The organism is Kineococcus sp. NBC_00420, from assembly GCF_036021035.1.
In the GTDB taxonomy this organism is placed as follows: Bacteria; Actinomycetota; Actinomycetes; order Actinomycetales; family Kineococcaceae; genus Kineococcus.
This window is the reverse complement of sequence record NZ_CP107930.1, coordinates 3,825,759-3,838,370: the sequence shown is the minus strand read 5'-3', so window position 1 is coordinate 3,838,370 and position 12,612 is coordinate 3,825,759. Positions and strand designations below refer to the sequence as shown.

Genomic DNA, 12,612 nt, shown 5'->3' with positions numbered 1-12,612 from the left:
GCCAGTGTGCCGCCCCCGGGCTCCCCACGGTCCCGGGCCCTGACCGGGGTCAGACTGTGGTGAGGCTAACCTCCAGGACATGACGCTCCCCTCCTCCCTCAGCCGTCGAACCCTGCTGGGTGCCGGCGGCGGGGTCGCCGGACTGTGGGCGCTCGCGGGCTGCAGCACCGACGAGTCGACCGCCGGCGCCCCCGCCCCCGCGTCCACCGCCTCCGGGGTGACGGGGACCTGGGTGACGCCCCGCGCCCTGCCCGACGGCTGGGGCAGCGGCGAGGACGACGGGGTGTTCCCGCGCACCGTCGTCCACGCCCTGGGTTCGACCGTCATCGCGACCGCCCCCACCCGGGTCGCCGTCCTCTCGACCGGGCAGGTGGACGCGGCGCTGACCCTCGGGGTCGTCCCCGCCGGCTCCACCGCGGGCGACGGTGCGGACCGGGTCCCGGACTACCTCTTCGACGCGTTCCCGGAGGACCGGGCCGTGCTCGAGCAGGTCGCGGACCTGGGCGTCCGCACCGAACCGAGCCTGGAGGCGCTGGCGGTCCTCGCCCCGGACCTGATCCTCGTGAACTCCGCGGCCAAGGACGCCGAGCAGCTCCTGGGCACGCTGTCGGCGATCGCCCCGACGGTCGTCACCCGGGGCACGGGGCTGTACTGGAAGCAGGACTTCCAGCTGCTCGCCGACGCCCTCGGCCGGCGGCAGCAGGCGCAGCGCTGGCTCACCGACCACCAGGACCGGGCCGCCGGTCTCGGGGCCCGCCTCTCCCCCGTCCCCACCGTCTCCTTCCTGCGCAGGAACGGTGACCGGACCCGGGTGTTCGGCGTCGCCTCGTTCAGCGGTTCGGTGGCCGAGGACGCGGGCCTGGGCCGGCCGCCGACGCAGAGCTTCACCGACGACACGTCCCGCGACCTCAGTCCCGAGCAGTTGCCCCTCGCCGACGCGGACTGGTTGTTCTTCGGCGTGCAGGGCGGCGACGCGACGGAACTGACCTCGCTGCCGTTGTGGGACCCGCTGCCCGTCGTGACCGCCGGGAGGGCCGTCGAGGTCGACGACGACGCGTTCTACCTCAACACCGGCCCCACGGCCGCGCGGCTGGTGCTGGACGAGCTCGAGGCCACGCTCCCGGCGTGACCCTCAGGCCAGCAGCCGTTCTCGCAGCCGGTCGAGCAGGTCGCCGGCCGCGCCGTGGGCCAGGGCCCAGCCCGCGGTGCCGCCCGCGTGCGCGTCCCACACGTCGAGGACCGCCGCCAGCGCCTCCACGGGGGCCGTGAAGTACTCCGCCGGCAGCGTCGAGAGGTCGGCCCCCGCGGGCAGCGGCGAGCTCGCCAGCAGCCGGCGCATCACCTCGGGCATCGCCTGGGTGGTCAGGGCGAAGTCGGCCAGCACGGCCTCGCGGGGCACGTCGAGCAACCGCAGCACCAGCGCGACCACCAGTCCGGTGCGGTCCTTGCCCGCGGCGCAGTGCACGAGCACCGGAGCGGGCTCGGCGGCGACGAGCGCCACGGCCCGCAGCAGCCCGGTCCCGGGTTCCAGCATCGAGTGGTAGACCTCGACCAGGGGACGACGGCGCTGCGCGTTGGCGCCCGGGTCCCCCGCGTGGTCGAGCAGCGCGACGTGGTGCACCCCCGCCCCGGGCAGCGGGTGCGGGCCGGCGGGGATCTCCGCGGCCGAGCGCAGGTCGAGCACGGTCGCCGGCGGCCAGCTCGTCACCTCGCGCGGCGGACCGTCCCCCGCCAGGGGCTGGGCGCTGCGCCACAGCACGTCCGGGCGCAGCCGCGCGTCGGCGTGGGCGACGTCGCGCAGGTTCGCAACCTGCTCGCTCACCGGGCGACCCCGTGCGCCAGCCCGGTGACGAACTCGGCCAGGAAGGCGTCGCGGTCCACGTCGGTGACCGCCGTGGCCGGCGCGAGGGCGATCTCGCGGGGCAGGGCCGGCGGCGTGCCGTCCGGGAGTTCGAGCAGTCGGGCCCGGGTCGCGAAGCCGTTGCTGGTGACGGCCGCGGGGGCGCTCACCCGACGGGTGACGAGCTCGGGGTGGATCAGGACCGCGGCGGCGAGCGGGTCGTGGACGGGGGCGACGCGACGGCCCCACTCGTGGACGTAGAAGCGGTAGTAGGCGTCGAGGACGTCGGCCGCGAAGGTGCCCCACGCGGTACCGGCGTGCCGCAGCGACGAGGTCATCGCCTCGTCGAGGACGACCGTGCCGGTGACGTCGACGCCGACCATCGTGACGGTGTCGTCGGCGGGACGGGCGGCGCTGAACAGGACGTGCGCGGCGTCGCCGTCGTTCTGGATGTTCGCGTCGATCATCAGCGAGCGGCCGAGCGGCTGGTACGGACCGGAACCGCCCATGATCGTGACGCTGCGGACCTTGAACAGCAGGTCGGGGTCCTCGCGCAGGGCGAGGGCGAGGTTGGTCAGCGGCCCGAGGGCGAGGACGTCGTAGCGGCCGGGCGCCTCGTCGGCGAGCGCCACGATCTGCTGCGCCGCAGTGCGTTGCGTGGTCCGCGGGTCGGGACGCTCGAACCCCAGGTCGCCGAGGCCGTCGTCGCCGTGGACGTAGCCGGCGATGTGCGCCTCGCCCCGCAACGGTCCCGCGGCGCCCCGGGAGAGCGGGACGTCCGCCAGGCCCGCCAGCCGCAGGACGTGGGCGGCGTTGCGCAGCGAGTCCTCGACGTGGCAGTTGCCGTAGACGGTCGTGACCGCGGCGATGTCGGCCCGCGGTGACCCCGCGAGGTGCAGCAGGGCCAGGGCGTCGTCGAGGCCTGTGTCGGTGTCGACGATCACCTGGCGACGTTCGGGGGTCTCGGTCACCGGCCGAGTCTCCCAGAACGACTTCTGGGGAGATTCCCACCCTTCCCGCGGTGCGGAAAGGTGGAAAGCTCCCCAGAAGTTGAGAGGCGGGACTCAGGCGAGGCGGGACGCGAGGTTCTCGTCGAGCGAACCGAGGAACTCCTCGGTCGTCTGCCAGGCCTGCTCGGGGCCGACGAGGGCCGCGAGGTCCTTGGTCATCTTGCCGCTCTCGACGGTCTTGATGACGACGTCCTCGAGGGTCTCGGAGAACCCGATGAGCTCGGGGGTCGAGTCCAGCAGACCGCGGTGGGCGAGGCCCCGGGTCCAGGCGTAGATCGACGCGATCGGGTTCGTCGACGTCGGCTTGCCCTGCTGGTGCTGGCGGTAGTGACGGGTCACGGTGCCGTGCGCCGCTTCGGCCTCGACGACGGAGCCGTCCGGGGTCGAGAGGACCGACGTCATGAGCCCGAGCGAACCGAAACCCTGTGCGACGGTGTCGGACTGGACGTCGCCGTCGTAGTTCTTGCAGGCCCAGACGTAGCCGCCCTCCCACTTCAGGGACGCGGCGACCATGTCGTCGATGAGGCGGTGCTCGTAGGTGATGCCGGCCTCGGCGAACTTGTCCTTGAACTCGTTCTGGAAGACCTCTTCGAAGATGTCCTTGAACCGGCCGTCGTAGGCCTTGAGGATCGTGTTCTTCGTCGACAGGTACACCGGGTAGTTGCGCGAGAGCCCGTAGTTCAGGGACGCGCGGGCGAAGTCGACGATCGAGGCGTCGAGGTTGTACATCGAGAGCGAGACGCCGGCCCCGGGGGCCTGGAAGACCTCGTGCTCGATGGGCTCCGAGCCGTCCGTGGGCGTGAAGGTCACCGTGAGGGTGCCCGCGCTCGGGAACGTGAAGTCGGTGGCGCGGTACTGGTCGCCGTAGGCGTGACGGCCGATGATGATCGGCTTCGTCCAGCCCGGCACCAGGCGCGGGATGTTGGAGATGATGATCGGCTCGCGGAAGATGACCCCGCCGAGGATGTTGCGGATCGTCCCGTTCGGGGACCGCCACATCTTCTTGAGGCCAAACTCCTCCACGCGCGCCTCGTCCGGCGTGATCGTCGCGCACTTCACGCCGACGCCCGCCTTCTGGATGGCGTGGGCCGCGTCGATCGTCACCTGGTCGTCGGTCGCGTCGCGGTGCTCGACGCCGAGGTCGTAGTACTCCAGGTCGACGTCGAGGTACGGGTGGATCAGGCGGTCCTTGATGAACTGCCAGATGATCCGGGTCATCTCGTCGCCGTCGAGCTCGACGACCGGTCCCTGAACCTTGATCTTGGCCACTGTGCTGTCCCCTCCGACTTCACCCGGCTGCATGGAGCTCTTTCTCGACGTCAAGCTACCGGTCCCCGCCCGCGTCCCTGCCACGGCACCCCCGCGGTCCCGTACGCTGCCGCCCCGTGAGCAGTCTCGAGACCCCCCACGACCTGCGGACGACGGCGGGTCAGGTCGCGGCGCTGCACGACCGGACCGACGCGGCCGTGCACGCCGCCGACGAACGTGCCGCCGCGAAGCAGCACCCGCGGGGCAAGAAGACCGCCCGCGAGCGCATCGCGGCGCTGGTGGACGAGGACTCCTTCGTCGAGCGCGGCGGCTTCGTCCGCAGCCGCTCGACGGCCTTCGGGATGGCGGCCAAGCACGTCGACGGCGACGGGGTCGTGACCGGCTACGCGACGGTCGACGGTCGTCCCGTCTGCGTCTACGCCCAGGACTTCACGGCCTTCGGCGGGTCGCTGGGCGAGGAGCACGGCGCCAAGATCGCGGAGCTGCAGGACTTCGCCGCGACGACGGGCTGCCCCGTCATCGGCATCAACGACGGCGGCGGCGCGCGCATCCAGGAGGGGGTCGCCTCCCTCGTGCAGTACGCCCGGATCTTCCGCCGCAACGTGCACGCCTCGGGCGTCGTCCCGCAGATCTCGCTCATCCTCGGCCCCTCGGCCGGCGGCGCCGTCTACTCCCCCGCCCTCACCGACATCACCGTGATGGTCGAGGAGACCTCGCACATGTTCGTGACCGGCCCGGACGTGATCCGCACGGTCACCGGCGAGGACGTCGGCTTCGAGGAGCTCGGCGGCGGGCGCACCCACGCGACCCGTTCCGGCGTCGCGCACCACCTGGCGGAGTCCGAGGACGACGCGATCGCCTACGTGCGCGAGCTCCTGTCCTTCCTGCCCTCGAACAACCTCTCAGAGGCGCCGCTGCTGCCGGCCGAGCACGTCCGCGGCCTGCAGGTCGACGAGGAGGACCTGTTCCTGGACGAGATCGTCCCGAACTCCCCCAACCAGCCCTACGACATGACGGCGGTGCTGGCCGCCGTCCTCGACGACGGCGAGTTCCTCCAGGTCCACGAACTCTTCGCCCCCAACGTCCTCACCGGTTTCGGCCGGGTCGAGGGCCGTCCCGTCGGCATCGTCGCGAACCAGCCCTCCCAGCTCGCGGGGACCCTGGACATCGACGCCTCCGAGAAGGCCGCCCGGTTCGTCCGGTTGTGCGACGCGTTCAACGTCCCCGTCCTCACCTTCGTCGACGTCCCTGGCTTCCTGCCCGGCACCGACCAGGAGTGGAACGGCATCATCCGCCGCGGTGCGAAACTCCTCTACGCCTACGCCGAGGCGACGGTCCCGCTGGTCACGGTCATCACCCGCAAGGCCTACGGCGGCGCGTACATCGTCATGGGCAGCAAGGAGATGGGCGCCGACGTGTGCCTGGCCTGGCCGAGCGCGCAGATCGCCGTCATGGGCGCCCAGGGGGCGGTGAACATCCTGCACCGCAGCACGTTGAAGGAGACCGCGGAGGCCGGTGGGGACGTCGAGGCGAAGCGCCGCGAACTCGTCGACGACTACGAGCTGCAGCTGGCCAACCCCTACGTCGCCGCCGAACGCGGCTACGTCGACGGGGTGATCGCACCGAGCGAGACGCGGGTCCAGGTCGTCCGGGCCCTGCGGGCGCTGGCCACGAAGCGCGCGACGCTGCCGGCCAAGAAGCACGGGAACATCCCGCTGTGACCGACAACGACCCGCAGGCCGTCCGGGAACTGCTGACCGCGCTGCGCATCGAGCGCGGCCACCCAGAGCCGGAGGAACTCGCGGCGCTGACCGTCGTCCTGACGTCGCGGTTGTCGCAGCCGTCCGCACCGGAGGGGTTTCCCCCGGTCCCGGCGCCGCGCTCGCGCTGGGCCGACCCGCGTCACGTGCTCGGCCTGCCGCCGGTGCCCGGCCGGGGCAGCTGGCGGGCCAGCGCCCTCCCCCGCTGAGGGGTGGCGGCGCGTCTGCGGGGTCGTGTCGGAGCCCTGACCTACCGTCGTGCCCATGGCGTCGAACGGGAACTCCGACAGCGCGGTCAGGGTGGGCGCGGTGCGTGAGGTGCGCTTCGTGCACACCGCGGACTGGCAGCTGGGCATGACCCGGCACTTCCTCGACGCCGACGCCCAGCCCCGCTACACCGCCGCCCGCATCGACGCCCTGCACCGCATCGCCGAGGTGGCCCGTGAGCACGGGGCCGAGTTCGTCGTCGTCTGCGGTGACGTCCTGGAGTCCAACGCCGTCGGGCCGCGGGTCCTGTCCCGCACGCTGGAGGCCCTGCGCGCGTTCAGCGACGTCGGGGTCCCCGTCTACCTCCTCCCCGGCAACCACGACCCGCTCGACGCGAGCTCGCTGCTCGCCTCCCCCGCCGTCCGCGACACCCCCGGCGTGCACGTCCTCGACACCGCCGGCCCGCTCGAGGTCCGCCCGGGCGTCGAGCTCGTCGCGGCCCCCTGGACCTCCAAGCACCCGACCGGGGACCTGCTCGCGCAGGCCACCGAGGGCCTCGTCGCCGACGGCACCCTGCGCATCGTCGTCGGGCACGGCGCGGTCGACGAGCTCTCCCCCGACCGCGACGACCCGGCGCGCATCGCGCTGGCCCCCCTCGAGGAGGCGATCGCCGACGGGCGCATCCACTACGTCGCCCTGGGCGACCGGCACTCCACGACGCAGGTCGGACGGTCCGGGGCGGTCTGGTACGCGGGCACCCAGGAGGTCACCGACCGGCTGGAGACCGACCCGGGCAACGTCCTCGTCGTCGAGGTCGGCGACGCCTCCCCGCCGAAGGTCGAACCCGTCCGGGTGGGGCGCTGGGCGTTCCCCCACGTCCGCGCCGAACTGGACTCCTCGAACGACGTCGAGGCCCTGCGCCGGCAGCTGGAGGCTTTGCCCGCCAAGGACCGCACCGTCGTCACCCTCAGCCTCACGGGCACCCTCACCGTGGGGGCGAAGGCGACGCTGGACGACCTGCTGGCCGTGCAGGGTGACCTGCTGGCCGGGGTGCAGCACTGGGAGCGCCACAGCGACCTCGTCGTGCGCGCCGACGCCGACGAGCTCGCCGACCTCGGCATCGGCGGGTTCGCCGACGCGGCGGTCGCGGAGCTCTCCGCGCTCGCCCAGGGCGACGGCCCGGACGCCGAGGCCGCGCGCGACGCGCTGTCGCTGGTGTTCCGCCTGGCCGGCGGAGGGACCCGCGCGTGAGGCTCCACCGCCTGGTGCTCGACGACTTCCGCGGGGTCGGGCACCGCGAGCTGACCCTGCCCGACACCGGGATCGTCGTCCTCGAGGGCGCGAACGAGGTCGGGAAGTCCTCGATGCTCGAGGCGCTCGACATGCTGCTCACCGAGAAGCACTCCTCGAAGAAGGCGTCCGTCCTCGCGGTGAAACCCGTGCACCGCGACGCCCCGAGCGCCGTCGAGGCCGAGATCAGCACCGGCCCCTACCGCTTCACGCTGCGCAAGCAGTGGCACAGCCGGCCCGCGACCACGCTCACCGTCCACCGCCCGCGGCTGGAGCAGCTGACGGGGGACGACGCGCACCGCCGCGTCCGCGACATCCTCACCGAGACCCTGGACACGCGGCTCTGGGACGCGCTGCGGATGCTGCAGGGCGCCTCCCTCGACGCGAGCCTCAGCGGCAGTTCCGCGCTCGCCGCCGCCCTCGACGCGGCCGCCGGTTCCGGCGAGGACCACGACGGGGACGGGGCGCAGACCCTGCTCGACGCCGTCGGCGAGCGCTACGCGGAGTTCTGGACGAGCACGGGGCGTCCGACCTCCCGGCACCGCACGTGCGCGAACGAACTCGCCGAGGCGCGCGTCGCGGCCACGCACGCCCGGGAAGCCCTCGACCTCGTCGCCGAGGACTCGCGCGAGCACGCCGAACTCAGCGCCGCCCGCCGGACGCTCCAGACCGAGGTGGAGGCCACGACCGCGGAGGCGGAGTCGCTGGTGCAGCTCGTCGCCGACCTCGGCGAGCGGCGCTCGAAGCTCCTCGGGGCCCGCACCCGCGCCGAGCACACCGCTCGCGCCCGGGCCGAGGTCGCCGGCGCGCAGGAGCGTCGCTCGCGTGCGGTCGCGGACGTGCACGCCCGGGCGCTCGCGGTCGAGCAGGAGACCACCCGTCTCGCCACCCTGACCCAGGAGGCCGAGCGCGCCCGGGCGGTCGCGACCACCGCCGTGAGCACCGCCACCGAGGCCGCGCAGGCCGCCGACGACGCCCAGGACGCCGCCGACACGGCCCAGGACACGCTGCGCCGCAGTCAGGACGGCGCGACGCTGCGGCAGGTGCGCCGGCGGCTCGCCGCCGTCACCACCGCCGCGGAGGAGGTCCGGGCGGCCACGGAGGCGCTCGCCCGGCACCGGGTGGACGCCGCCGCGGTGCGCGCTCTCGAGGTCGCCGCCGACACGGCCGGCGGGTTGCGCGCCCGCGCCGAGGCCGTCGCCGCCCGGGTCGTCGTCGAGGCCACCGCCGTCGAGGTCCTCGTGGACGGCGTCCCCGTCCCGGCCGGCACCGTGGCCGAGCTCTCCGCGACACGGCCGCTGGAGATCGACGTCGCGGGTTTCGCCGCCGTCCGGGTGCTGCCCGGTGCGGACACCGGTCCCCTGGCCGAGGACCTGGAACGCGCCGAGCGGGACCTCGCGGCGCGGCTGGACGACGTCGGCGTCGAGGACGTCGCCGCCGCCCGGGCCGCCCACGAGGAGCGCCGCAGCGCGCAGAGCGCCCTCGACCTGGCCCGCGCGCACCTGACCCAGCTGAGCGCGGAGGCCGGTGCGGACGAGCTGCGCGCCGAGGTCGACCGGCTCGCGGCCGTCCTGGTGACCGGCGACGGTGAGGTCCCCGACCTGGCTGCGGCCCGGACGCTGGAGGCCGAGACCCGGGAGACGTCGCTGCGCAGCCGCCGCGCGGCCCGAGAGGCCGCCACGACGGCGGCCGCGGCCGCCCGGCACGCCGACGCCCTGGCCGGTGAGCTCGCCACCCGCACGGCCGCTCTCGAGGTCGCCCGCACCGAGGTCGAGGGGGCCGCGCTCCGGCTCGAGCAGTCCCGCGCCGAGCAGGACGACGACGCGCTGGCCCGGGCCCTGACCGCCGCGGACACCGCCGCGGACACCACGGCGGCGGAGGTCGCGGACCTCGAGGCCGACCTCGCGGCCCGCGACGCCGACGCGACCCTGCGGCGGGCGCAGCAGGTCCAGTCCAGGCTCACCGACCTGGTGGGACGGCGCGACGTGCTCACCAGCGACCTGCTGCGGCTGGAGGCCCGGCTCTCCGTCATGGGCGGTGAGGCCCGCCAGGAGGTCTGGGACGAGGCGGAGTCCCGCGTCGCCCGCCTCGAGGGGGAACTCGAGAGCCTCACCCGGCGGGCGGCCGCGGCCCGGTTGCTGCGCGACACCCTGGAACGTCACCGCGGGGTGTTGCGGCGCCGCTACGTGTCACCGTTCGCCGACCGGCTCGAGGAACTCGGCCGCACCGTCTACGGCGAGAGCTTCCGCATCGGCCTCGACGACGAACTGCGCATCCTCGACCGCACGCTGGAGGGTTGCACCGTCCCCTACGAGCAGTTGTCGACGGGTGCGCGCGAACAGCTCGCCGTGCTGACCCGGTTGGCGTGCGCGACGCTCGTCGACCCCGCCGACGGGGTTCCCGTCGTCCTCGACGACGCCCTCGGCCACTCCGATCCGCTGCGGCTGCAACGGCTCGGGGTGGTCTTCGAACGGGTCGCACCCTCGACCCAGGTCCTGCTGCTCACCCCCGGCCCGGGGGTGCACACGTCCATCGCGGGGGCGACCGTCATCCGCCTGGACCCGGAGGTCAGCGGGGGAACTGCTCCCACTGCCACAGCATCCACGGGCTGAACGGCGAGGGGTCCGCGGCGATCTGCTCGCGGAGCTCGTCGAGGTGGACCCAGCGGAACTCGTCGACCTCGTCCGGGTCAGGGACCAGGTCCCCCGACCCGGTGGCGATGCGCGCGGTGAAGACGGGGCAGACCTCGTTCTCGACGGTGCCGTCCGCCATGACCGCGCGGTAGCGGAAGCTCGGCAGCAGCGACGTCACGCCCTCCACCTCGATCCCGAGCTCCTGGACGGAGCGGCGGACCACGGCGTCCGCGGGCTCCTCCCCCGGACCGGGGTGACCGCAGAAGGAGTTGGTCCAGACCCCCGGCCAGGTGCGCTTCGTCGCTGCCCGCCGGGTCAGCAGGGTGCGCCCGGCGTCGTCGAGCAGCCAGCACGAGAAGGCCAGGTGCAGCGGCGTCGAGGTGTGGTGGACCTGGGACTTCAGCGCGGTCCCGCACGGTGTGCCGTCCTCGGTCAGCAGGACCACGAGTTCGGTCAGATCGGCGGTCGGTGCGAGGGTCACCCCCGAACGGTAAACGGTCTCAGGACCCGTTGCGAGCAAGGAAGGCCGTGACACCGTCGGCGATTCCCCGGGCTGCGGTGGCCCGGAAGTCCGGGTCCGAGACGAGGGTGGCCTCCTCGGCGTTGCGCATGTTGGCCGACTCCAGCAGCGCCGACGGCGTCCGCGCGAGGTTGAGCCCGGCGAGGTCGGAACGCCGGGTCAGCCCCGGTTCGACGAGGTCGCCGAGGTAGTCGGCCCGGGGCAGGCCGGTGGCCGTCCCGAAGGACGCGAGCAGGTCCCGCGCCGCGACGTCGGAGGCGGCCAGCACGGCCGCGTTGCCGCCGTCGGGGGCGAGCGCGGGCTCGACGACGTGGAACCCGCGGGCGCTCGCCGCGGCCCCGTCGGCGTGGATGGAGACCGTGAGCGCCGCACCGGCGGCGGTGGCGATGGCGGCACGGGCGTCGACGCAGGGCCCGACGCCGGTGTCGTCGTCGCGGGTCAGCACGACGGTGACGCCCCGGGCCCGCAGCAGGTGGGCGGTGCGCAGGGCGACGTCGAAGGCGTAGGCGTGCTCGGGGTAGCCGGCGTCGGTGCTGGTCCCGGTCGTGTTGCAGGGCTTCTCGAAGCCGCCCGCGGGCACCAGCGCGTCGATCGCTGCGGGGTTCGCGGCGTTCCCGCCGTTGTGGCCGGGGTCGAGCACGACGACGGGTGCAGGGGTGCTCGGCGAGGGGGCCGCCACTCGGACCTCCGCGCTCGCGGTGGGTGCGGGTGCGGGCGCAGGCGGCGCGGAACACGCGCTCACCAGCACCGCGACGGTGGTCGCGAGGAGTCCCGGTCGGCACCGCACGGCCCCAGCGTGTCACGGACGGCCTGGGTGGTCTTCAGCCACGGCGGTGCACGAGGTGAGCTTCCACTCCCGCGAGTGGTCGCAGCGACGGCATCACCGCCTTCCTGGTGGCGCAGCTCTGAGGCGCCCGGCTCCGGGGCGCAGCGTCAGGCGGGGACCGGGGTGGTCGCCGCGACGACGGCCTCGTCGAGTTCCGCGCCGAGGTCCAGGTCCTCACCCGCGACGAGGCGGGCCTCGAGTTCGCGCACCTTCGGGATGACGAGCTCGCCGAACGCCTCGACCTCCTCCTTGACGTGCAGGAAGCCGAGCAGCAGCAGGTCCACCCCGACGAGGCGGTAGGCCAGGATGCGGCGGGCGACCTCGTCGGGCGTCCCGACCAGACCGGTGCGGAAACCGTCGTTGTACTGGACGAGGTCGCGGAACTCGCTGTCGGCCCACATGCCCTTGCCGTCCCTGGTGGAGTTCCCGGCCTCCTGGACGGCGGCGCCGAAACCTTCGACCTTGGTGCGGTCGGCCTTGGCGATGATCTCCTCGAGGACGGCCTCGGCCTCGTCGCGGGTGTCGCGGACGACGGCGAAACCGTTGAGCCCGAACCGCACCGAGCGGCCGTTGCCGGCGGCGAGGGCGCTGACCTCGCGCACCCCGGCGGCGGCGGCGGCGATCGACTTGCCGTTCATGAAGTACCAGTCGCTGACCCGGCCGGCCATCGCCTGCGCGGCAGTCGAGTTGCCTCCCTGGAACAGTTCCGGCTGCACCTTGGGCTGCGGGCGGAAGGTGATGTCCTCGGCGTTGAAGAACTCACCCTGCTGGCTGTAACCGTCCTCGGTCCACACCCCGCGCAGCAGGGCGATGAACTCCTCGGACTGGCGGTAGCGGTCGTCGTGCTCGTGCCAGGTGACCCCGAGCTGGGTCGCCTCGTTCTTGAACCAGCCGGAGACGACGTTCAGCGCGAGGCGGTTGTCGGTGAGTTCCTGGGTGGTCGCTGCGAACTTCGCGAGGACCCCGGGGTGCCAGAAGAAGGGGTGCACCGCGGCGATGACCTTGAGCTTCTGCGTCGCCAGCAGCAGGGCGAGGGAGAACGACGTCGACTCGTGCTGCGCGTCCGCCCCGTAGGAGGCGAGGTAGCGGACCTGGGTCAGGGCGTACTCGAAACCGACGCGTTCGGCGGCCTGGGCGACGGCGACGTTGTAGGCCGGGTCGTGGCTGGTGCGCTGCTCGATCGTGGAGACGACCAGGCCGCCCGACACGTTCGGGACCCAGTAGGCGAACTTCAGCGGCTCGTTGACGGACATGGTG

Annotated in this window: 11 protein-coding genes; 5 read left to right on the top strand and 6 right to left on the bottom strand. The window is 73.6% G+C overall.

All coding sequences use genetic code 11. The annotated features are described in order from the left end of the window. Positions 1-79: 79 nt before the first annotated feature. Positions 80-1,129: an iron-siderophore ABC transporter substrate-binding protein gene (locus tag OG218_RS18955; RefSeq protein WP_328294776.1), complete on the top strand. Its 1,050-nt coding sequence runs from the start codon at positions 80-82 to the stop codon at positions 1,127-1,129. Between the two features lie 3 nt (positions 1,130-1,132). Here the strand turns inward: OG218_RS18955 and OG218_RS18950 are convergent, their stop codons facing one another. The 3 genes from OG218_RS18950 to OG218_RS18940 form a co-directional block, all read right to left on the bottom strand. Next, positions 1,133-1,822 carry a tyrosine-protein phosphatase gene (locus OG218_RS18950; protein ID WP_328294775.1) on the bottom strand — a complete coding sequence of 230 codons (690 nt, stop codon included), beginning with the start codon at positions 1,820-1,822 and terminating at the stop codon, positions 1,133-1,135. Beyond that, entirely contained in the window at positions 1,819-2,811 is a 993-nt protein-coding gene (locus OG218_RS18945) for a nucleoside hydrolase (RefSeq protein WP_328294774.1), read from the bottom strand. The genes OG218_RS18950 and OG218_RS18945 overlap by 4 nt, the downstream gene beginning before the upstream one ends. Before the next feature lie 93 nt (positions 2,812-2,904). Then, positions 2,905-4,119, bottom strand: a complete 1,215-nt coding sequence (locus tag OG218_RS18940) for an NADP-dependent isocitrate dehydrogenase (protein ID WP_328294773.1) — start codon at positions 4,117-4,119, stop codon at positions 2,905-2,907. A gap of 116 nt (positions 4,120-4,235) precedes the next feature. On the opposite strand from OG218_RS18940, the gene OG218_RS18935 reads away from it, so the two are divergent. The 4 genes from OG218_RS18935 to OG218_RS18920 all read left to right on the top strand — a co-directional run bounded on the left by OG218_RS18935 (position 4,236) and on the right by OG218_RS18920 (position 9,988). Further along, the gene (locus OG218_RS18935; RefSeq protein WP_328294772.1) at positions 4,236-5,840 is read left to right on the top strand and encodes an acyl-CoA carboxylase subunit beta; all 1,605 of its coding nucleotides are present in this window, start codon (positions 4,236-4,238) and stop codon (positions 5,838-5,840) included. Beyond that, positions 5,837-6,088, top strand: coding sequence for an acyl-CoA carboxylase subunit epsilon (locus tag OG218_RS18930; RefSeq protein WP_328294771.1), 252 nt, complete (start codon positions 5,837-5,839; stop codon positions 6,086-6,088). Before OG218_RS18935 ends, OG218_RS18930 begins: the two co-directional genes overlap by 4 nt. A gap of 109 nt (positions 6,089-6,197) precedes the next feature. Beyond that, a complete protein-coding gene (locus OG218_RS18925; RefSeq protein WP_442906529.1) occupies positions 6,198-7,337 on the top strand; it encodes a metallophosphoesterase family protein in 1,140 nt (379 codons plus the stop codon). After that, complete coding sequence (locus OG218_RS18920; RefSeq protein ID WP_328294769.1) at positions 7,334-9,988, top strand: AAA family ATPase; 2,655 nt, start codon at positions 7,334-7,336, stop codon at positions 9,986-9,988. Before OG218_RS18925 ends, OG218_RS18920 begins: the two co-directional genes overlap by 4 nt. Here the strand turns inward: OG218_RS18920 and idi are convergent. The 3 genes from idi to sfnG form a co-directional block, all read right to left on the bottom strand. Next, on the bottom strand, positions 9,945-10,490 hold the full coding sequence (gene idi / locus OG218_RS18915) for an isopentenyl-diphosphate Delta-isomerase (RefSeq protein WP_328294768.1): 546 nt from the start codon (positions 10,488-10,490) through the stop codon (positions 9,945-9,947). The two genes, OG218_RS18920 and idi, sit on opposite strands and share 44 nt — an antisense overlap. A gap of 19 nt (positions 10,491-10,509) precedes the next feature. Next, a complete protein-coding gene (locus OG218_RS18910) occupies positions 10,510-11,316 on the bottom strand; it encodes an N-acetylmuramoyl-L-alanine amidase (protein WP_328294767.1) in 807 nt (268 codons plus the stop codon). Between the two features lie 146 nt (positions 11,317-11,462). Next, complete coding sequence (sfnG, locus tag OG218_RS18905; protein ID WP_328294766.1) at positions 11,463-12,608, bottom strand: dimethylsulfone monooxygenase SfnG; 1,146 nt, start codon at positions 12,606-12,608, stop codon at positions 11,463-11,465. Between the last annotated feature and the right edge of the window lie 4 nt (positions 12,609-12,612).

Coding starts and splice junctions, on each gene's coding strand:
- OG218_RS18955 (WP_328294776.1), top strand. CDS start 80: ATGACGCTCCCCTCCTCCCTCAGCCGTCGAACCCTGCTGGGTGCCGGC.
- sfnG (WP_328294766.1), bottom strand. CDS start 12,608: ATGTCCGTCAACGAGCCGCTGAAGTTCGCCTACTGGGTCCCGAACGTG.